This window comes from Pantoea sp. EKM101V (genome assembly GCF_011800325.1).
GTDB lineage: Bacteria > Pseudomonadota > Gammaproteobacteria > Enterobacterales > Enterobacteriaceae > Pantoea > Pantoea anthophila.
The window spans coordinates 85,003-106,643 of the sequence record NZ_JAALFP010000001.1 but is presented as its reverse complement, the minus strand read 5'-3'; the positions used below and the strand labels follow the sequence as shown (position 1 = coordinate 106,643).

The 21,641-nt window shown below is 57.1% G+C and carries 14 protein-coding genes and 1 tRNA gene; 7 read left to right on the top strand and 8 right to left on the bottom strand.

What is annotated here, in order from left to right:
* Positions 1-717: 717 nt before the first annotated feature.
* Both otsA and otsB read right to left on the bottom strand, forming a co-directional pair.
* Positions 718-2,154, bottom strand: a complete 1,437-nt coding sequence (gene otsA, locus HFD92_RS00570) for an alpha,alpha-trehalose-phosphate synthase (protein WP_009089660.1) — start codon at positions 2,152-2,154, stop codon at positions 718-720.
* Positions 2,151-2,939, bottom strand: a complete 789-nt coding sequence (otsB, locus tag HFD92_RS00565) for a trehalose-phosphatase (RefSeq protein WP_009089658.1) — start codon at positions 2,937-2,939, stop codon at positions 2,151-2,153. The genes otsA and otsB overlap by 4 nt, the downstream gene beginning before the upstream one ends.
* Before the next feature lie 454 nt (positions 2,940-3,393).
* Between otsB and eptA the strand changes: the two genes are divergently transcribed.
* The 6 genes from eptA to HFD92_RS00535 all read left to right on the top strand — a co-directional run bounded on the left by eptA (position 3,394) and on the right by HFD92_RS00535 (position 8,551).
* Complete coding sequence (gene eptA, locus HFD92_RS00560; protein ID WP_111207738.1) at positions 3,394-5,025, top strand: phosphoethanolamine transferase EptA; 1,632 nt, start codon at positions 3,394-3,396, stop codon at positions 5,023-5,025.
* Positions 5,022-5,702, top strand: coding sequence for a two-component system response regulator PmrA (gene pmrA, locus HFD92_RS00555; protein ID WP_046102013.1), 681 nt, complete (start codon positions 5,022-5,024; stop codon positions 5,700-5,702). The genes eptA and pmrA overlap by 4 nt, the downstream gene beginning before the upstream one ends.
* Positions 5,699-6,757: a two-component system sensor histidine kinase PmrB gene (gene pmrB, locus HFD92_RS00550; protein WP_167428092.1), complete on the top strand. Its 1,059-nt coding sequence runs from the start codon at positions 5,699-5,701 to the stop codon at positions 6,755-6,757. The genes pmrA and pmrB overlap by 4 nt, the downstream gene beginning before the upstream one ends.
* Before the next feature lie 292 nt (positions 6,758-7,049).
* Entirely contained in the window at positions 7,050-7,616 is a 567-nt protein-coding gene (locus HFD92_RS00545) for a flavin reductase family protein (protein WP_009089649.1), read from the top strand.
* A 59-nt stretch (positions 7,617-7,675) separates the two neighbouring features.
* Positions 7,676-8,209 (top strand): peptide-methionine (S)-S-oxide reductase MsrA, encoded by a 534-nt coding sequence (gene msrA / locus HFD92_RS00540; RefSeq protein WP_111207736.1) that lies wholly within the window; start codon positions 7,676-7,678, stop codon positions 8,207-8,209.
* A 254-nt stretch (positions 8,210-8,463) separates the two neighbouring features.
* A tRNA-Ser gene (locus HFD92_RS00535) sits at positions 8,464-8,551 on the top strand.
* Positions 8,552-8,736: 185 nt separating this feature from the next.
* Here HFD92_RS00535 and phoH read toward each other — a convergent pair.
* The 5 genes from phoH to putP all read right to left on the bottom strand — a co-directional run bounded on the left by phoH (position 8,737) and on the right by putP (position 15,047).
* A complete protein-coding gene (gene phoH, locus HFD92_RS00530) occupies positions 8,737-9,525 on the bottom strand; it encodes a phosphate starvation-inducible protein PhoH (protein WP_009089645.1) in 789 nt (262 codons plus the stop codon).
* Between the two features lie 571 nt (positions 9,526-10,096).
* Positions 10,097-11,377: an iron uptake transporter deferrochelatase/peroxidase subunit gene (gene efeB / locus HFD92_RS00525; protein WP_140923184.1), complete on the bottom strand. Its 1,281-nt coding sequence runs from the start codon at positions 11,375-11,377 to the stop codon at positions 10,097-10,099.
* Between the two features lie 2 nt (positions 11,378-11,379).
* A complete protein-coding gene (efeO, locus tag HFD92_RS00520) occupies positions 11,380-12,495 on the bottom strand; it encodes an iron uptake system protein EfeO (protein ID WP_111207734.1) in 1,116 nt (371 codons plus the stop codon).
* A 52-nt stretch (positions 12,496-12,547) separates the two neighbouring features.
* The gene (gene efeU, locus HFD92_RS00515; RefSeq protein ID WP_058958334.1) at positions 12,548-13,372 is read right to left on the bottom strand and encodes an iron uptake transporter permease EfeU; all 825 of its coding nucleotides are present in this window, start codon (positions 13,370-13,372) and stop codon (positions 12,548-12,550) included.
* 190 nt (positions 13,373-13,562) lie between these two features.
* Positions 13,563-15,047 (bottom strand): sodium/proline symporter PutP, encoded by a 1,485-nt coding sequence (gene putP / locus HFD92_RS00510; protein ID WP_140923187.1) that lies wholly within the window; start codon positions 15,045-15,047, stop codon positions 13,563-13,565.
* 451 nt (positions 15,048-15,498) lie between these two features.
* Here putP and putA point away from each other — a divergent pair, with 451 nt between their 5' ends.
* A complete protein-coding gene (gene putA, locus HFD92_RS00505) occupies positions 15,499-19,446 on the top strand; it encodes a trifunctional transcriptional regulator/proline dehydrogenase/L-glutamate gamma-semialdehyde dehydrogenase (protein ID WP_167428091.1) in 3,948 nt (1,315 codons plus the stop codon).
* Positions 19,447-20,264: 818 nt separating this feature from the next.
* On the opposite strand, the gene HFD92_RS00500 is transcribed toward putA, so the two are convergent.
* Positions 20,265-21,347 (bottom strand): acyltransferase family protein, encoded by a 1,083-nt coding sequence (locus HFD92_RS00500; RefSeq protein ID WP_111208683.1) that lies wholly within the window; start codon positions 21,345-21,347, stop codon positions 20,265-20,267.
* Positions 21,348-21,641: the final 294 nt, after the last annotated feature.

The following is a 21,641-nucleotide window of genomic DNA, read 5'->3' as shown; positions in this document are numbered from 1 at the left end:
TTTAGATAAAGTGTGACGCAGATCACACTTTTAAGGCAAATTTCTTCAGCAACCCTTTACCATTGCTTATCGAGTGGTCATTTTTTGAGCAAAAAAGAGCGATTTTAAGTCCAATTTGTCCTGAGAAAGGTTTAATAGGGGGTAAAAGCAGCGTTATTCGACGGTTTGCGCAGTCCGGAATGAATAATGGGTGTTAATCGTTTTAACACCCTATTTAGAACCATTTAAAGATGAGTAATCAGCATTTTATGCTGAAATACAGGCCGGGTATTTGCTGTGAAATTAGTTACTTAAGGGGAGCAACGCTGCGGGTATGTAAATAAATCGTCAGGGTATAACGGCTGTGAGAAGGCCTTCTGACAACCTGGCGTTAACAGTGACAAGGGGTCGCTAAGGAACCGGCACCTGATGTAACAAGGGTTTACATAAGAAAGCCGAATGAGTTGAGGGGTATGCATACGATGGCACTATAAGTATCAGCACGCGGGGCTAAAACTTGAGTTAAAAAGGTAAAGAAAGTGGATAAGCCCCACAGACCGGGATTTCTGCGTGGGCTGCATTTATCGGGCCAGCCTCACGCCCTGATCGGCCTGCCAGACGCAATGCGCCGAAAACGGCGTAGCAGATAAGGTGTGGTGCCTGCAGAAAGGTTTGAAAAGCGGTGGGACGAAAAACGGCGGCGATATCGCAGGGATATCGCCGCCGTTGTTAACGAGGTCAGGCGAGTTTCGGGAAGGTCGCGACCTTATTATCGGTGCCGTGGTCAGCGCTGCGCGGGGAAATGGCTTCCAGGTCTTTCAGGAAGTTTTCACGCCAGGCGGTAATATCGTTCTTACGCAATACCGCCATCATGTCGTTGTAGCGCGAGATCCTTTCCGTCCGCGGCATGGTAATCGCTTTATCCAGTGCCGCCGCCACTTCATCGCGGTCATAAGGGTTCACGATCAACGCTGAGGTCAGCTCGTTGGCGGCCCCGGCAAAGCGGGAGAGCACCAGAACGCCGGGATCGTCCGGATCCTGAGCGGCGACATACTCTTTAGCGACCAAGTTCATCCCGTCACGCAGCGGCGTGACCAGGCCGACGTCAGTCAGGCGGAAGATTTTCATCAGCAGGCGACGGTCAAAATGCTGGTTAAGGTAGTAAAGCGGGGTCCAGCCCAGCGTGCCGTACTTACCGTTGATACGCCCGGCTTCGGTCTCCAGCTGATGACGGATATCCTGATACGCCTGCACATCGCCGCGCGAAGTCGGGGCAATCTGCGAGTAGCGGATTTTGCCGCGGTGCTGCGGGAAGTTCTCCAGCAGCGCTTCATAAGCCAGAAAACGCTCCGGCAGACCTTTGGAATAGTCGAGACGCTCACAGGCGATAATGTTGCGCGCATCGCCCAGCTCTTTTTTCATCGCTGCCATTTTTGGCGGCAGAGGTCCTTCGGCCATCTCTTTAATACTGTCCGGCTCAATCCCGATAGGGTAAACCTCTGTCATAAAGGTATTGCCAAAGGCGCGGTGCTTTTTATCGCCCTTATTCTGCAACTGCGTTAGCTGGCTGACGCTGTCGAGGAAAGCCACGCGGTCAGATTCGGTCTGGAAGCCGAGCAGATCATACTCGCACAGCATCTCCAGCAGCTCTTTATGCGGCGGCAGTGCATTGAATATTTCCGGGGTCGGGAACGGAATATGCAGGAAGAAACCAATGCGGTTATTAATGCCCGCGCGGCGCAGCGCGGCGGCAAACGGTAAAAAGTGATAATCGTGGATCCAGACAATATCATCAGGCTTAATCAGCGGTTTCAGACGCTGCGCAACCATATCGTTAACGTCACAATACCCTTCCCAGGCTTCACGCTGGAACTGCACCAGGTCGAGACGATAATGGAAAGCGGGCCAGATGACGGTATTGGAGAACTGGCAATAGTAGAGATCATATTCGTTCTGGTTGAGCGGGAAAGAGGCATACTCAATGCCTTCATGTTCCTGAACGCTGACCTGCTCCTCTTCTTCACCAGAAAACTCGCTGATTTCACCGTTCCAGCCAAACCACAATCCACCCGTGCTTTTCAGGGCATCGAGGATGCCGACGGCCAAACCGCCTGCACTGGTTTTAGACCCATCTGGCATGGCGACACGGTTAGATACAACCACTAAACGACTCATAACCTAAACTCCTTACCGACGTTGTCTTGCTCTAATAGTAATAATGTTTTTTCCAGCCAGCCGTAAACCGCATCGACATCAGTAAGCCGATAATGGGCCTGGCTGGAACCTTCACCGACCTTAATCGAGATGCCCTGCTGCGCGTTAACCGCCACAAAGCCCTTCTCGTCGGTCAAATCGTCACCGATAAAAACGGGGGTACGTCCGGCAAACGGGGCCTGCTGCATAAGGTCGCTGATCGCAGCGCCCTTATCGATGCCTGCCGGTTTAATTTCAACGACACATTTCCCCGGCTGCAGAGCCAGTCCGGGAAAACGCTTCACGGACTGTTCGGCCAGTCGCATCACATCCTGCTCATGCTGCATCGCCTGGCGATAATGGAGCGCAAAGGCCATGCCTTTCACCTCCAGCTGCGTACCTGGCCAGCCTGCCATGGCATCCTGCAGTTCCTGCCGGAGCGCCTGCTCGACCTCGGCAGGCAGGCTGATGCGATGCAGCTCACCCTGCGCATTGCGGCGCTCTGCACCATGGACGCCCGCAGCGGGTCCGTGCCAGGGCGCGGCCAGCGCATCAAGCTGTGCAATGGGTCTGCCGGAAACCAGCGCGAGGGCACCCTGACAATGGTCAGAAAGCTGTTGCAGTTGCGCGATGACCTGCTGAGGAATGAATACCGCTTCGGGACGGGACTGTATCGCTGCCAGCGTGCCGTCGACATCAAAAAAGAAGGCGTACTGTCCGCTGCGTAATGCCGGATACGTGGGATGTGTCTCTTCCACCTGGGTCACGTCACTTCTCCTGAAAATCAGATTTAATAAAACATTGAGTTGAAACAAGAATGTCCTGACGCAGTCAGGTCAGCAAGCGGGAAATTCTGATAAAGCGGTGATTGAGGGGCAAAGCTGGGTGAATAGATAGGTCACTCTCCTCAAACGTGCAAACGCGTTGCTGACAATACTGACTCACTGAGAACATCTTCAGATTAAGTGTAGTCATTAATAGGGGTAATGCCAGAAAGATGCACTTTTCATGCCAGCCGCTGCGGTTAAGTAAGCAGAAAAGTAGCCCAGACAGGGGGCGTGGTGCTTCCCCTGCTGGCCCGCCGGGCCAGTGCTGGCCAGAGCTGCGGCCGTTTCGCTTCGGGGATCCGGCGGCCTGAAACGAAGCTTAAGCTTCTTAAGGTATTCCTAATATTGAAAGCGCACTCTCAGCACACTTTCCTTTCCTCGGGTGCCTGCACACATGGCGTTTACACTGAAGAGGCCGCTGATTAGCCGCCTGACTCTGCTCCTCCTGGCGGCGATCTATATCGCGGTTTTCCTTAATCTGGTCTATTACCGTCAGGTGCTGGCGGTGATGCCGCTGACGAGCCTGCATACCACGCTGGTGTTTTTATCCATGCCGCTGGTCGCCTTCAGCGTCATCAATATCGTGCTTACGCTGGCCTCATTTTTCTGGCTGGATCGCCTGCTGGCGGCGCTCTTTATTCTGCTCTCCGCGTCGGCGCAGTACTTTATACATACCTACAACATCGTGATCGATCGCTCGATGATCACTAACATGATGGATACCACCGCCTCCGAGTCTTTTGCCCTGCTGACACCGCAGCTGCTCCTCACCCTGCTCACCTCAGGCGTGCTGATGGCGCTGATGATGTTCTGGCCGCGGATAAAACGGCAGCAGTGGCGCGGGGTGCTGGCACGCCTGCTCAGCATTGTCCTATCAGCGATGCTGATCGCGCTGATCGCCCTGCTCTTCTATAAGGATTACGCCTCGCTGTTCCGCAACAACCGCGAGCTGGTCAAAGCGCTGAGCCCCTCTAATAGCATCGCCGCCACGCTCTCCTGGTATAAGCATCATGAGTTGCAGAATGTGCCGCTGGTACGGATCGGTGAAGATGCCCATCTGGACGCCAGCCACAGCCGGGGCAAACCGAACCTGACGATTGTGGTGCTGGGTGAAACCTCACGCGCGCAGAATTTCTCGCTGGGCGGATATGACCGGCTGACCAACCCCCTGCTGGCGAAAGATGATGTGATTTACTTCCCGCATACCACCTCATGCGGAACGGCCACGGCGGTCTCCGTGCCCTGCATGTTTTCCAACATGCCGCGTGCCCACTATGATGATGTGCTGGCGGCCCATGAAGAGGGGGTGCTGGATGTCATTCAGCGCGCCGGGGTCAGCGTGTTGTGGAATGAGAATGACGGTGGCTGCAAGGGAGCCTGCGATCGGGTGCCGCATCAGGATATGACCAGCCTGAACCTGCCGGGCATGTGTATTGAGGGCGAATGTTATGATGACGTGCTGTTCCACGGCCTGGATGAGTACATCAGCCAGTTAAAGGGCAACGCGATTATCGTTCTGCACACCATAGGCAGTCATGGCCCGACCTACAGCCATCGCTACCCGCCACAGTTCCGTCAGTTTGAGCCGACCTGTGACACGAATCAGATTCAGGACTGTTCACAGCAGCAGTTGATCAACACCTACGACAATACGCTGCTCAATGTGGATCACATCGTGGATAAGGCGATTGGCGTGCTGCGTGCGCATCAGGATCGCTTTACCACCAGCCTGGTCTATCTCTCTGACCACGGCGAGTCGCTGGGGGAAAACGGGGCTTACCTGCATGGACTGCCCTATGCGATAGCGCCCGATACGCAAAAGCATGTGCCGCTGCTGATCTGGCTCTCCCCGGATTATCAGCAGCGTTATGCGGTTAACCGCACCTGCCTGAATAAACTGGCGGCGACAGACGATTTCTCACAGGATAATCTGTTCTCAACGCTGCTGGGATTAACCGGCACCGCAACCCACGAATATGTGCCTGCGGATGATATTTTGACGTCGTGTCGGAGCCAACACGAATGAAGATACTGATAGTGGAAGATGACGCCCTGCTGCTGCAGGGTCTGATACTGGCGCTGGAAGGTGAAGGTTATGTCTGCGATGGCGTCACCAGCGTACGGGATGCGGAAGCGCATTATGCCAGCGGCCTCTACAGTCTGGTGGTGCTGGATCTCGGCCTGCCGGACGAGGATGGACTGCACTTCCTGATCCGTCTGCGGCGGCAGAAGAAGATGACCCCGGTCCTGATCCTCACCGCCCGCGACACCATCAGCGAACGCATTGCCGGACTGGACGCGGGTGCCGATGATTATCTGATCAAACCGTTCTCGCTGGATGAGCTGCTGGCGCGCATCCGTGCGCTGATCCGCCGCCACGTCAATCAGGGCGACAGTCAGGTCAGAGTGGGCGCGCTGGCGCTGGATATGACCCACCGTCAGATCACGCTCAGCGATGTGCTGCTGGATCTCACCCCGAAAGAGTTTGCGATCCTGTCACGGCTGATGCTCAAGGCCGGCAATCCGGTTCACCGCGAAATTCTCTACCAGGACATCTATAACTGGGAGACCGAGCCGTCGACCAATACGCTGGAAGTTCATATTCATAATCTGCGCGACAAAATAGGCAAAAGCGCCATCCGCACCGTACGCGGATTTGGTTATGCGCTGGTCACGCAGGAGACCCCGCGCGAGGCAACATGACAGGACGATTCGATCACCGCAGTATGCGCTTTCGCCTGATCCTGACCATCGGCCTGATCCTGCTGGTCTTTCAGGTAATCAGCGTGGTCTGGCTCTGGCATGAGAGTAAAGAGCAGATTCAGTTTCTGGTGGAAGCGCAGCTGCAGAAGCGCAACATGGACAGCCACGTCAAGCGCGAGGTCCATGAAGCGGTCGCCAGCCTGGCGGTGCCGAGCCTGGTGATGATTACGCTGACGCTGCTGCTCTGCTACCAGGCGGTGAAATGGATCACCCGGCCGCTCTATCAGCTACAGCGTGAGCTGGAAAGTCGGGGTGAAGATAATCTCCATCCCATCACCTGCCACAGTCCGGTTCATGAGATCGAGGCGGTCACCCTGGCGATCAATCAGCTGGTGGCGCGCCTTAACACCAGCCTGGAGCGTGAACGTCTGTTTACCGCCGATGTGGCGCATGAGCTGCGCACGCCGCTGGCCGGCTTACGGCTGCATCTGGAGTTAATCGAGCGCAACAGCGATGTGAAAGTGCAGCCGCTGGTGCAGCGACTGGATCAGATGACGCACAGCGTCTCGCAGCTTTTAAGTCTGGCGCGCGCCGGCCAGTCCTTTACCTCCGGCACCTACCAGAACGTGGGACTGATTGCAGATGTGATCCTGCCGATGGAGGCGGAGCTGAGTATCATGCTGGAGGCGCATCAGCAGACGCTGCTGCTCGATCTGCCGGAGGAGCAGTTTGTGCGCGGGGATGCGACGCTGCTGAAGATGCTGCTGCGCAACCTGGTCGAGAATGCCCATCGCTACAGCCCGGACAGCAGTACGATCACTGTCCAGCTGCTCGCGTCTCCGCAACCGATGCTGGTGGTGGAAGATCAGGGGCCGGGCATTGATGAGAGTAAAAGTGGTGAGCTGAGTAAAGCGTTTATCCGCATGGACAGCCGCTACGGCGGCATCGGACTTGGGCTAAGCATTGTCAGCCGCATCGTCCAGTTACACCGGTTTCAGTTTTTTCTGGAGAACCGCCGGGACAGAAGCGGTTGCCGGGCCGTGGTCAGATGTTAGGCGCTGAACCAGGCACTGAGGAACAGAATAAGGGTCGCTGCGGTAATCAGCAGGGCAGCATATTCACTCAGCGGACGCGGAGCCGCAACGGGCAGGGAAGCAGACACAGTTTTCATAGTAACCTCCTCAACAGGAGCCGCCAGTATCGCGACTGCAGATTAAGGAAACATTAAGATCGCGGCGCGGGCGAAAAAATATCCGCGCTGCCCGCCCTCGCCCCTCTGCCTACCCCCTGCTGCATGCGCTGCGTGCTCTACACTTAATGACGACATTCCGTTAAAGGAGTTAAGCCATGAGCCAACGCATGCACAAATATGCCTTTCCGGTCAGTAAAGCCCGTAAATATCTCGAACCGGGTCCGGTGCTGCTGCTCAGTTCGCAGTACAACAATGAGCAGGACATCATGACGCTCGGCTGGCATACGGTGCTGGAGTTCTCGCCCTCTCTGGTGGGCTGCATGATTGCCGGTATGAATCACAGCCACGCCCTGATTCGCAACAGTGGCCAGTGCGTCCTTAATATCCCGGCCGCTTCGCTGATTGATGAGGTGGTGGCGGTCGGCAACAGCCACGGCGACCAGCTGGATAAGTTCGCCGCATTCGGCCTGACGCCGGAGCCGGGTCAGGTGGTCAACGCCCCCATGATTGCCGAATGTTTTGCCAGCTTTGAGTGCCAGCTCTATGACGACTCGATGGTGGCTAACTACAACCTGTTTATTTTTGAGATCGTTAAGGCACATGTGGCCGAACAGCCTGAATACCCGGCGACCCTGCATTACACCGGCGAAGGCCGCTTCAGCGTGATGAGCGATAAAATGCTGGATAAGAGCGGAGATTTTAAACCAGAGATGCTGATCTAGTTGAAAGCCCTCCGCTGCGCCCCCATTCACCTCTTTCGACCTGACAGGAGTAAAATATTATGGCAATCGAATACGCAGTTATCGCGGGTGGCTGTTTCTGGTGTACCGAAGCGGTCTTTAAGGATGTGATCGGCGTAGAGTCGGTTGAAAGTGGTTATACCGGCGGCGCGCGCCCGAATCCTACCTATGAGCAGGTCTGCAGCGGCGCGACCGGCCACGCGGAAGCGATCCGCATTGGGTTTGACCCCGAGCAGGTGAGTTTTGGCGACCTGCTGGATATCAGCTTCGTGACGCACGATCCGACCCAGCTTAACCGCCAGGGTAACGATATCGGCACCCAGTATCGCTCTGCCATTTTCCCGGCCAATGCTGAGCAGGAAGCGGAAGCGCGTGCCGCCATTGAACGAGCTCAGGCCGACCATGATGTGCCGGTGGTAACCACCATCGAGCCGCTGAAGGAGTGGTATCCTGCCGAAGCCTATCATCAGGATTACTGGGAAGGCGCGGGTCAGCGCAACGGCTACTGCATGGCGGTCATCCCGCCGAAGCTGCAGAAGCTGCGCAAAAGCTTCGCTAACCGTGTGAAGAGCTGATTTCAGCCTTCCGCGGGACGGCATCCGGTTTGAGATGTTGCTCAGGATGTCGTCCTGCCCGCTGCCCTGCTCTGTCCCACTGCGCAGACAGGACGGGAAATCAGGCGGAGAAATGGCCAGTTTCAGGCCGGAATAAATCAATTCGTTCAGAGCTTAAGCGAATAGATCAAAAGAAAAAAATAGTGCTTGACCGTTTTCAGCCGACTCCCTATAGTACCGCCCCGTTGACCCAGCGCGGTCAGCGAAACAAATGTGGTGAGGTGTCCGAGTGGCTGAAGGAGCACGCCTGGAAAGTGTGTATACGGCAACGTATCGGGGGTTCGAATCCCCCTCTCACCGCCACATTCTGAAGAAGAGCCTGAACGAAAGTTCAGGCTTTTTTTTTGCATATTGCACGGAGAGGGGGTGAGAAGCCCCGCCGGGGTTCGACAGCGGGCGCAGCCCGATGGACAGCGGAGCCTGCCCTCCACAATAAGAAAACCCGGCCGGAGCCGGGTTTGGGCGCTACACTTCTACTCAATCGAACACTAGCTGTACGCGTGCAGGGTGCGCTGACACAGCGCTGAACGCACACAATCCTCTTTGCCGAAGCGCACAATGCCAACCATCTCGTCCTCTTCAAACCGCGCCAGCGCGTCTGCGAGACCAGAAGGCACCCCAGCGGGCAAGTCGCACTGGGTAATATCGCCGTTAACAATGACCGTGACGTTTTCGCCCAGTCGGGTCAGGAACATTTTCATCTGCGCGGCGGTCACGTTCTGCGCCTCGTCCAGAATCACCACAGCATTTTCAAAAGTGCGGCCTCGCATATAGGCGAAAGGCGCAATCTCAACTTTGGCAATTTCCGGACGCAGACAATATTGCATAAAGGATGCGCCAAGACGTTTAACCAGAATGTCATAAACCGGACGGAAATAAGGGGCGAATTTCTCAGAAATATCGCCGGGCAGGAATCCCAAATCCTCATCTGCCTGCAGTACCGGGCGCGTAACGATAATCCTGTCGATATCCTTATGAATCAGGGCCTCAGCCGCTTTTGCGGCGCTGATCCAGGTTTTACCGCATCCGGCTTCACCGGTTGCGAAGATCAGCTGCTTCGTCTCTATGGCATTAAGATAGTGCGCCTGAGCCTCATTCCGGGCTTCAATCGGTAGCCGGTCGCGCGCATCGCGTGCCATGCCAATCGAATCCAGTCCGCCCATATGCACCAGCGAAGTGACCGACTCTTCTTCGCGCTGACGATGACTCCGTGAGTCATTGCGAAGCACTCTTCTCGCTTCACGACGCGCTTTGATCACTGCTTTCTGTCTTCCCATAGTGGCACCTTTCAGTTGGTTTCATTTCCCGTGTCAGGCCGGTGGCCCGTTACGATTACGTGAACGCTTTAGAGGTTTCAGTTGGCTTCCTTTTAAGCCATGACAGGACAGGATAGTGGGTATGCAGCAGCGCAGAAGCGTGGCTGAACACCGGATAAAAAAGGAAACGGTAAGACAAAAGAGTTGGTTGAAGGAAGGAAGAAATAACGAGGCAGAATGGCCCTCGCGGTCAGGCGCAATCTATTTACTGACAATGACTTTCCATAAAAGACTCGACCCATGCGCGAACTCCAGTGTGATACATCGACACGTCCGATTACGCCTGTTTAATAAAGTGCATCATTTTGCTGAACCTTTGCAACAGTAATTTTAACTGCTGGCAAAGGAATTGCTATTCGCGGGTAAGCCTTTATTTTACCATTTCACTTAAAAACCATTAATTTCAGTCACTTATATTATTTTAATTCGGCGAAGCTGCGGCTGATTCTCAGTTAAAACTCAGTCAGTCAGATTACGGGAAAGAAAAGCCGGACGGCCAGAAATCGGGCCGTCCGCAGTGGTTGAAATTTAATCAGGCTTCCAGCAGGGATTGGGCTAAATAATGGCTGGCGTCCGGGACACCCGGCAACGCAAAGAAATAACCGCCGCCAAAGGGCCGGATATATTCTTCCAGCGCCTCGCCGTTCAGTCGCCCCTGCACCGTCAGAAATCCGCGCTCCAGATCGTGCTGATAGCAGACAAACAGCAGGCCCATCTCCAGCTGTCCTGACGCCGAGATCCCGGCGGAGTAACTGTAGCCGCGGCGCAGCATCAGACTGCTGGCCGTCTCTGGCGTGCGGGGGTTAGCAAGGCGAATATGCGCATCCAGCGCAATCACCTGCCCGTCCGGATCGCGGGCATAGTCAGGAACATCATGCTCATGCTGCATCCCCAGCGGAGCTCCACTCAGCTTATCGCGACCAAAGATGGTCTGCTGCTCGCCCAGCGGGGTGCGATCCCACATCTCCACGTGAAAGCGAATCAGACGCACCGCCTGATAGCTGCCATGACGTGCCCAGACCGGTTCATCCTGATCCGCCGTCACCCACAGCAGCTGATTCATCAGGGCAGCGTCGTGCGTATCCGGATTCGCGGTGCCATCCTTAAAGCCCAGCAGGTTAATCGGCGTCTCCTGCCCCTGACTGCGTGCCGCGTGGTCAGAGATAAAGCCTTCCCGTCGCCAGCGAACCCCAAGCAGGTCGGGGGTGTGCTTGATGATATCGCGCAGGGCATGGATCACCGTATCCTGGGTGTTGGCGCAGATCTGCAGCAGCAGATCGCCATGACACTGAGCGGCATCCAGCGAATCGTTAGGGAAGCGCGTCATCGGCTGCAGTTTTTTCGGCTTATGCGGGGCCAGACCAAAACGCTCATCAAACAGGCTGCTGCCGACCGACACGGTGATGGTGAGATTATCCGGCGCGATCGTCGGGCCGAGAATGCCCGAATCCATTGGCGGCAGCTGCGGGTTGGTGACGACCGGTGCCGGCCCGCCCGCGGTAAGAAAGGCGATGCGCTGGGTCAGCAGCCGGAAGAGCCGCTCCAGATCGGCTTTATCACTGCTGAGCAGGTCAAACGCCACCAGCATCATCGATGCCTGTTGTGGCGTGATAATGCCCGCCTGATGCTGACCATAAAACGGCTGCTTTTGCTGCCGCGCCTGAGGCGTTACCGTACCCGGCGAAAACGTGTCAGCGGCGGCGGCATGAAACGGGCAACCGCCGGAGAAGGCAGCGGCGCCCCCCAGCAGGCCCAGCCCTTTTAATAAACGACGACGCGCAGGCTGCTGCGCGTCCTCTGGCTTACGACTCATGATTAATCCAGACCCAGCGTGCCACGAAGTAAGGAAAGATCTTCCGCCAGGGCGGTGACCGGCCCTTTCAGCGCATTGCGGTCAGCCGTGCTCAGTTTCTCGTACGATTCGAAACCGGTCTTCGTGCGGTATTTGCTCAGGATCGCATCCACTTTTTTGAAGTTGGCATCGACCTTCGCCAGCAGCTGCGGATTGGCTTTGCTGACCAGCGGGCGCAGCAGATCAACGATCTTCTGTGCTCCATCAATATTCGCCTGGAAGTCCCACAGATCGGTACGGCTGTAGCGATCTTCTTCGCCGGAGATCTTGCTGGAGGCAACCTCTTCAATCAGACCGGCCGCGCCGCCCACCACTTTGGCCGGCGGGAAGGCCAGTTCACTGATGCGCACCTGCAAATCTTTCACATCTTTGTTGAGCTGGTCGGCATAGCCCGTCATCCCTTTAGTGCTGTTCTCCGCAAACAGCGCTTTCTCCAGACGGTGGAAGCCGGTGAACTTAGGATCCTCCGCTTTCTTTTCATAGTCATCTTCACGGGCATCAATGCTGCCATCGAGATCGGAGAAGAGTTCAGCAATCGGCTCAATGCGCTCGTAATACTGGCGGGTCGGGGCAAACAGCGCTTTGGCTTTTTCGACCTCCCCGGCTTTGACCGCATCGGTGAAGGCCTGCGTCTGGCTCACCAGCTGATTCACCTGCTCCGTCACCCAGGCTTTGTATTGCGTGATCGGGCCTTCCAGCTGCATCCGCGCGGAGGTTGCGCCGGGCGTCGCGCTCTCCCCCGCCTGCACAATCAGTTTGCCCTTGGGATTGCTCAGCAGACCACAGGTCATCTCATATTCCCCGGCCTCCAGATTAGCGGTCAGCTTCTGGCTGAAGCCCGGCGCAATGTTTTCACGCTCTTCCACCACCAGCACACCTTTCAGGATCTCCCACTCCAGCGCTTTCTGGCTGTTATTTTTAATCAGAAACTGAGTTTTACCGGCCTTCACCGTTAAGCTCATCGGCTCACACTGCCTGTCGTTGACGCTTACGGTAACCTGAGGAACGGCTGCCGCCGCAGAAGCAGAAATCGCCAGCAGAGGAAGCAGCAGTGCCTTGCGGCGGAAACGCATTGTCATCTCTTTTTCCCTATCACGTTGCGGGCGTAAGATGCGCCCGTTAAAGGTCGTATTACACAGTGGCCGACGCAGCAGGACGCGCAGGCATAAAAAACAGAATCAGGGCCGGGATCAGGTAGACGAAATAAAGGGTCACTTCACTGACGCTGGGGGCCTCCTGATAACCCAGCACGCCTTCCAGCAGGGTGCCAAACAGCGAATGGGTCGATAAGGTATTGCTGAGATCGAAGGCCACATCCTGATAGTGATTCCACAGACCCGCCTCGTGGAAGGCGCGAATCGCCCCTGCGGCCAGACCGGCCGCCACAAACAGAATAAAGACGCTGGTCCAGCGGAAGAAGTGCGCCATGTTCAGGCGGATACCGCCCCAGTAGAGCAGCATGCCCAGCACCACCGCTGTCGCCAGCCCCAGCACCGCGCCAATCGGCGGCGCATACCCGACATCCTGCGTAAAAGCGGCCAGCAGGAAGAAGACCGACTCCAGGCCTTCCCGTGCCACGGCAAGAAAGACCATCAGCACCAGCGCCAGACCGCCCCGGCCCGAACGTTGCAGCGCCTGGTCGACCGCCTGCTCCAGCTCAACTTTGATATTGCGCGCCACTCTGCGCATCCAGAACACCATGGAGGTGAGGATCACGACGGCGATCAGCGCCACAATGCCTTCAAACAGCTCCTGCTCTTTTTGCGGGAACTCGCCGGTGGTGGCATTGATAAACAGACCCAGCCCCAGGCAGAGTGCCGCGGCGACAAAGACGCCTGCCCACATGGCCGGAAACCACTGGGTGCGCTGGGTGCGTTTGAGGTAGCTGGCGATCAGGCTGACAATCAGCGCGGCTTCAAGTCCTTCGCGCAGCATGATGAGAAAGGGAACGAACATTGCCAGCCTCTTGAATGTTAAGCAGCGTCAATTAACGGTAAATTCAGGTAAAGTGTAAACGATACCGATTATCATTATCGCTGCGAAAAAAACAAGTTGCCGATGGAGATAATTGCATTTCTGAGGCTTTTATCTTTGTAACAAAAAGGCCCGCCCCCTGCGGGACGGGCCTTCACTCCTGACGCTCTGCTTATTTGGTCTGGAACTCCGCCTCAGCGGCGGCAAAACGCTGCTGCGCTTCGGCTGAAGGTTCACGTCCCATCAGGCTGAAGAGCACAATCGCGATGCTGGCGAAGATGAAGCCTGGGATGATTTCATACAGACCCAGCCAGCCATACTGTTTCCACACCAGCACGGTCAGCGCACCGACAATCATACCGGCCAGCGCGCCGTTGCGGTTCATGCGCTTCCAGCAGACGCCAAACAGCACGACCGGTCCAAAGGCCGCCCCGAAGCCTGCCCAGGCGTAGCTGACAAGACCCAGTACGCGGTTTTCCGGGTTAGACGCCAGTGCAATCGCGATCAGCGCCACCAGCAGCACCATCAGACGCCCTACCCACACCAGCTCCTGCTGGCTGGCGTTTTTACGCAGGAAGCCTTTGTAGAGATCTTCAGTCAGGGCGCTGGAGCAGACCAGCAGCTGACAGCTCAGGGTTGACATCACCGCCGCCAGAATCGCTGACAGCAGAATACCGGCAATCCATGGGTTAAACAGGATGCGTGCCAGTTCGATAAAGACGCGCTCTGCGTTGTCGTTGACGCCGGTCGCCAGCGTCGGGTTGTTCTGGAAGTAGGCGATACCAAAGAAGCCAACAGCGACCGCCCCCGCCAGACAGAACACCATCCATGCCATGCCGATGCGACGTGCGGTGCGAATTGAGCGATGCGAATCCGCCGCCATAAAGCGCGCCAGAATATGCGGCTGGCCGAAGTAGCCCAGGCCCCAGCCGAGCAGCGAGATCACCGCAACGAAGTTCAGCCCTTTCAGCATGTCGAGATTTTCCAGGCTTTTCGCCTCAATCACCGCCAGCGAATCAGACCAGCCGCCCACCGCGATAATCACAAACACCGGCGTCAGGATCAGGGCGAAAATCATCAGGCTGGCCTGAACGGTATCCGTCCAGCTCACCGCCAGAAATCCCCCCACCAGCGTATAAAGGATGGTGGCTGCCGCCCCCGCCCACAGTGCGGTCTCATAGCTCATGCCAAAGGTGCTTTCAAACAGACGCGCACCGGCAACCACGCCAGAGGCACAGTAGATGGTGAAGAACACCAGGATCACAATGGCCGAAATCACACGCAGAATTTTGCTGTGATCTTCAAAGCGGCTGGTAAAGAAGTCTGGCAGCGTCAGCGCATTGTTGTGGTGTTCGGTCTGAACACGCAGGCGGCCGGCGACGATTTTCCAGTTCAGCCAGGCACCGATGGTCAGACCGATCGCAATCCAGCTCTCAGAGATCCCTGAGATGAAGATCGCCCCCGGCAATCCCATCAGCAGCCAGCCACTCATATCTGAGGCACCCGCAGAGAGTGCGGTGACCACACTACCCAGACTGCGGCCACCCAGGATGTAGTCATCAAAGTTTTTGGTCGAACGGTAGGCCACAAAACCGATTAACACCATCCCAAGTATATAAACCACAAAGGTCACCAGCATTGGTGTACTTACACTCATCTGTCTCTCCACTTATTATTTGATATCCCAGAGAAATCGCCAGCTACCCGCCTGCCGGAACGGGGCAGTACGGGCCGATTGTTTTCGTCAGGGCGTCAGTCATTTCCCAGCGGCGCGGTATCCTGCCGGAAAGGCGTGGCGCGCACAATGGATTTAACACAGGCGTTACAGTGATTTCACTAACCGGTTGTGAAAAAGTGTCCAGAGGTTGCACTCGCTCACAGTTATCCGGTTGCACCACCGTGTAACCTGCCGGAAACCCGCATTTTATCGGGTCTGCCAACCTGGCGAGGATCTTGCAGCAATATCCGTGCCGAATTGTCAGATTTAACAATTGGCGATGTCACAGGGGTGTTAACTGGCTCACATTTAACACGGTTGCACAAAGTTGCAACTTAAGTGATAGTGCAGCCCACGCCGTATCGAACCACTATTAAGGAGCCTGGAAGTCATGGGTACAACCACCATGGGTGTAAAACTGGATGACGCGACACGTGAGCGCATCAAACTGGCTGCGCAGCGCATCGACCGCACGCCACACTGGCTGATCAAACAGGCGATTTTTAACTACCTGGGCCAGCTGGAAACCGGGGATGCCGTGCCGGAGATCCCTCTCACTGCACAGGTCGCCGCCGAGTCTGACGACATCCAGCCAGAGGAGCTGCATCAGCCGTTCCTTGACTTCGCAGAGCAGATTTTACCGCAGTCCGTGACCCGTTCCGCCGTGACCGCCGCCTGGCGTCGTCCGGAGACGGATGCGGTGCCGATGCTGCTGGAGCAGGCGCGCCTGCCAGCGCCGCTGGCAGAGAAAACCCATCAGCTCGCTTATCAGCTTGCCGACAAGCTGCGGCACCAAAAAGGTGCAACCGGACGCGCCGGTATGGTGCAAAGCCTGCTGCAGGAGTTTTCATTATCGTCTCACGAGGGCGTGGCGCTGATGTGCCTCGCCGAAGCGCTGCTGCGTATTCCTGACAAGCCAACCCGCGACGCGCTGATCCGCGACAAAATCAGTAACGGGAACTGGCAGTCACACCTGGGACGCAGCCCGTCCCTGTTTGTCAACGCGGCCACCTGGGGTCTGCTGTTTACCGGCCGCCTGGTCTCAACCCATAATGAAGCAAACCTGTCGCGCTCTCTGAACCGCATTATCGGTAAGAGTGGTGAGCCACTGATCCGCAAAGGTGTGGATATGGCAATGCGACTGATGGGCGAACAGTTCGTGACCGGCGAAACCATCGCCGAAGCCCTGGCGAACGCCCGCAAGCTGGAAGAGAAAGGCTTCCGCTACTCCTATGACATGCTGGGCGAAGCGGCACTGACCGCAGGCGATGCCAAAGCCTACCTGCTCTCCTATCAGCAGGCGATCCATGCGATTGGTAAAGCCTCCAATGGCCGGGGCATCTATGAAGGTCCGGGCATCTCCATCAAACTGTCAGCCCTTCATCCCCGTTACAGCCGCGCGCAGTATGAGCGGGTGATGGAAGAGCTCTACCCGCTGCTGAAGTCGCTGACGCTGCTGGCGCGCTCCTATGACATCGGCATCAACATCGACGCCGAAGAAGCTGACCGGCTGGAACTGTCGCTGGATATGCTGGAGAAACTCTGTTTCGAGCCGGAGCTGGAAGGCTGGAACGGGATCGGCTTCGTCATCCAGGCTTATATGAAACGCTGCCCGTTTGTCATCGATGAGCTGATCGACCTGGCCCAGCGCAGTCGCCGCCGCCTGATGATCCGTCTGGTGAAAGGCGCTTACTGGGATAGCGAAATCAAACGCGCGCAGATGGAAGGTCTGGAAGGCTATCCGGTTTACACCCGCAAGGTCTACACCGATATCTCCTATCTGGCCTGCGCCCGTAAACTGCTCTCCGTGCCGAACCTGATCTATCCGCAGTTCGCCACGCACAATGCCCATACCCTGGCCGCCATCTATCAGCTGGCGGGCAACAACTACTATCCGGGACAGTATGAGTTCCAGTGCCTGCACGGCATGGGTGAACCCCTCTATGAGCAGGTGGTCGGCAAAGTAGCGGACGGGAAACTGAATCGCCCCTGCCGCATCTATGCGCCGGTGGGGACGCATGAAACCCTGCTGGCTTATCTGGTGCGTCGTCTGCTGGAGAACGGAGCCAACACCTCCTTTGTTAACCGCATCGCGGATACCTCGCTGCCGATTGACGAGCTGGTTGCCGATCCGGTGCTCGCCGTTGAAAAACTCGGGGCCAGCGAAGGCGCGATCGGCCTGCCGCATCCGAAGATCCCGCTGCCGCGTGACCTCTATGGCGAGAACCGCGTCAATTCTGCGGGTCTGGATATGGCCAACGAACACCGCCTCGCCTCACTCTCCAGCGCCCTGCTGAGCAGCACCGCCCACCCTTACCTGGCCGAACCGATGATCGATGGCGAAGCGGGCACCGGTGAGCTGCACGACGTGCTGAACCCGGCCGTGCCTGGCGATCGCGTGGGTCAGGTGCGTGAAGCGACAGAGCAGGAAGTGTCTGTGGCGCTGGATGCCGCCGTGAACAGCGGGCCAATCTGGTTTGCCACCCCGCCGCAGGAGCGTGCCGCGATTCTGGAGCGCGCGGCGCAGATTATGGAAGGCCAGATGCAGAAGCTGATGGGCATTCTGGTGCGTGAAGCGGGCAAGACCTACAACAACGCCATCGCGGAAGTGCGCGAAGCGGTCGATTTCCTCTATTACTACGCCGGCATGGTGCGCGACGATTTCGACAATGAAACCCATCGCCCGCTGGGCCCGGTGGTCTGCATCAGTCCGTGGAACTTCCCGCTGGCGATCTTCACCGGTCAGATTGCGGCAGCACTGGCAGCAGGCAACAGCGTGCTGGCCAAACCTGCCGAACAGACGCCGCTGATTGCCGCGCAGGCGGTGCAGATCCTGCTGGATGCGGGCGTACCACCAGGCGTGCTGCAGCTGCTGCCAGGCCAGGGTGAAACCGTTGGCGCACAGCTGACCGGCGACAACCGGGTGCGCGGTGTGATGTTTACCGGCTCCACTGCCGTGGCAACCCTGCTGCAGCGTAATCTCGCCGGTCGTCTTGACCAGCACGGCCGCCCAGTGCCGCTGGTTGCGGAAACCGGCGGGATGAATGCGATGATCGTTGACTCCTCCGCGCTGACCGAGCAGGTGGTGGTTGATATCGTTGCCTCGGCGTTCGACAGCGCCGGACAGCGCTGCTCCGCCCTGCGTCTGCTCTGCATCCAGGAAGATGTCGCTGACCATACGCTGAAAATGTTGCGCGGTGCGATGGCAGAGTGCCGCATGGGTAACCCGGAGCGCTTCTCCACCGATATCGGCCCGGTCATTGACGCCGAAGCCAAAGCCAATATCGACCGCCATATTCAGGCGATGCGTAACAAGGGCTTCACGGTCTATCAGGCGGTGCAGGATAATCCGCAGGACAGCAAAGAGTGGAACAGCGGCACCTTTGTCAAACCCACGCTGATTGAGCTGGATCAGGTCAGCGACCTGGATAAAGAGATTTTCGGACCGGTGCTGCACGTGGTGCGCTTCACCCGCAACACGCTGCCGCAGCTGGTTGAGCAGATTAACGCTTCCGGTTACGGCCTGACGCTGGGTGTCCATACGCGTATCGATGAGACCATTGCGCAGGTCACGGCGAGCGCCCGGGTCGGTAACCTCTACGTTAACCGCAATATGGTGGGCGCCGTTGTTGGCGTGCAGCCGTTTGGGGGTGAAGGCTTATCCGGTACCGGTCCGAAAGCGGGCGGTCCGCTCTATCTCTACCGCCTGCTGGCACATCGTCCGGATGGCGCGCTGCGTCTGACCTTCGATCGCCAGGATGCGGAGCGCCCGGCTGACAGCACGCTGCGTCACGCTCTGCTGGCTCCGCATCAGGCACTCAGCAGCTGGGCCAAAGATAAACCGGCGCTGGCTGAACTCTGTGATCGCTACGACCAGCTGGCCCAGGCCGGTGTGGTACGGCTGCTGCCCGGCCCGACGGGTGAGCGCAATACCTTCTCGCTGTTGCCACGCGATCAGGTGCTCTGCCTGGCTGACAACGAGCAGGATGCGTTGATTCAGCTGGCGGCCGTGACCAGCGTCGGCAGTAAGGCGCTGTGGCAGGATGATGAGCTGCATCGCACCCTGCGTGCCTCGCTGCCGGATGCGGTGAAAGCGCGCATTACGCTGGCGCGAGACCCGCTGACGGCGGAGTTTGATGCGGTAATCTATCACGGCGATGCCGATCAGCTGCGCGCCCTGTGCGAACAGATTGCCGCGCGTGACGGCGCGATTGTGTCGGTGCAGGGCTTCGCCCGCGGCGAGACGAATCTGCTGCTGGAGCGTCTGTTGATTGAGCGCTCACTGAGTGTGAATACCGCGGCCGCAGGCGGTAACGCCAGCCTGATGACCATCGGGTAAGGGGGCGGGTTGCCGGCGAGGTCGCTGCGCGAACGGGCGCTGGGATTGTTCGCTGCGTGAACGGGCTTTGAGCAGGTTTCGTTCGCCGGGTAACTGGGACTAATGGGTTTCGCTGCGCGGGTTGAGTCTGAGAAGGTTTCGTTCGCCGGGTAAACCGGGCAGTTTCAGCTTCGCCTCTGCAGGCGACCGACAAGGGGGCGCCAGTCGCCGCGCCCCCTTGACCCCGGGCTCCGGCCTGCCTCACCGCCGCTTCGCGGTCCCTTCGCTTCTTCCGGATTTCTCACGGACCGGCAGGACGCGCCATCCCTGGCGCGACCCTGCCTCTTCGCGACATCCCTGTCGCTCGTCCTGAAATCCCTCATCCGCTCAGCGGCTCAGACGGCCTCCCTCCCCGCTGTTATCTCTTCTTTTTTTATGTGGCTCTCTTATTGCGGTGAGAATTGCGGTGAGTTTCCGTCACTGGCTTCCGCTTTCAGACCAGCAGACAATTATCCGTCCAGGAGAAACGAAGATATCAAAGGCGGGGGTGTGGGAGAGGCATCCGGCGCGCTGAGGAGCAACCGGAGGCCAGGATGAGCCGACAGGACGTCGGCGAGAGGACGGCACGAGCCAGGGATGGCGAGTCCGGACGGTCCGTCGGCCGCAGGGCGTGACGAAGGTACCCCGCAACGCGGGGCGCGGAGGCTGCCGGACGCCGGGATTGTTAAGGGGCGGGCGTCCGCCCCTTGACGCGTCCGCCTGCACGGGCGAACTGAAACTCCCTCACGCCTGGCGGGCGAAACCCTCTCAGAGCCACCCCGCCGCCAGGCGCTCCCCTTTTACTGCGAAACCGCATTCCGCTGCCGCTTAAGCAGCGTCGGAAACAGAAACAGCGACTGCCCCACCCCGCGGTTGGTCAGCGACCAGATCGCCACGGAACAGAGCGAGCAGAGCGCCACGATCACTACCGGATAGAAACAGGCCCAGAAAAATGAAAACCACGCCTGTTCAAACAGGTGATGCCGCTGCGCGAAGAGGATCGCAGACATACCAAAGAACTCGATAAAGATGCGATGAATCACATAAATCTGCAGGGTATTGCGGCCCACCCAGTTGAGATAACGCATGCTGAAATGCTGATTCAGCCAGCGACAGGCCGCAATGCTGAACAACACCGCCAGCACACAAAGGAACAGACTCTTATCCAGACCGAAGATCACATGGATACCCGCCACGGCGGCCAGTATCGCCCAGGGCATGACGTTCTCACGACGCCATTCACTCAGACGCAGCATGGTCTGGCTCCAGAACGCGCCCAACAGGAAAAACAGGAAATACTGGGCCAGGCTCTGTGGTCCCCAGAACGGGATCACTTTCTCGACCGCCAGATAATTAAGCAGGATAGCCACCGCCACCAGGGCCAGCTTATATTCACGGAAAATTTTAGCGCAGAGGAAATAGAGTCCTAAGCCATAGAGATACCAGGAGGTACTCATCGCCATAAAGGTCAGCTTGAGAAACTCAAACAGCGAACCGGCATACGCAGCATTCAGGTTCTGTGAAATACGCTGCCCGGTAATTTCCGTGGAGATACCAATAATGGACCACCACTGAATAAAGCCCCACAGAATATAGAGATAAAAAAGATTGGTAATACGACTGGTAAATACCTGTTTCCAGGGCCGGTTCAGAATACCGTTGGCGGCCAGCAGTCCCGAAACAAAGAAAAAGGCTGGCATCCGTAAGGGTGACAGAACCGTATTAAACTGTATCCATATTTCGGCCGGGAACCATCCGGCGGAGAGATATTTTATTGTCCCCTCAAAACCGGGTAACACGGTGTGGTACAGGACCACCAGCAATATGCAGGCCCCCTTCAGGGTGTCTACCCACAATATCTGGTCTGATTTCGTCTGGCTCATTAATTGACTCCTGCTGCGTAGGTCAGAATGCGGAAAAGGAAAGCGAGGGAATCTCTGTGGCTTTTATGATTATCCAGCGATTATTCGCCATTGATGCCGCATTGAATGTAGCGAAACTCCTAAAAACCATTATCTGGCCCTGACGTTACCGTTATTTACTTAGCAGAACGTTTCCTTACACTTATTGATTTTCCCTGCTCTGCGCCCGATATCATCCGAAGCGATGAATTAAAGGAAAATAATCTTTGATAATGCTGACGGGATAAATAAGAGAAAGCGGAAGAAATAAAAACC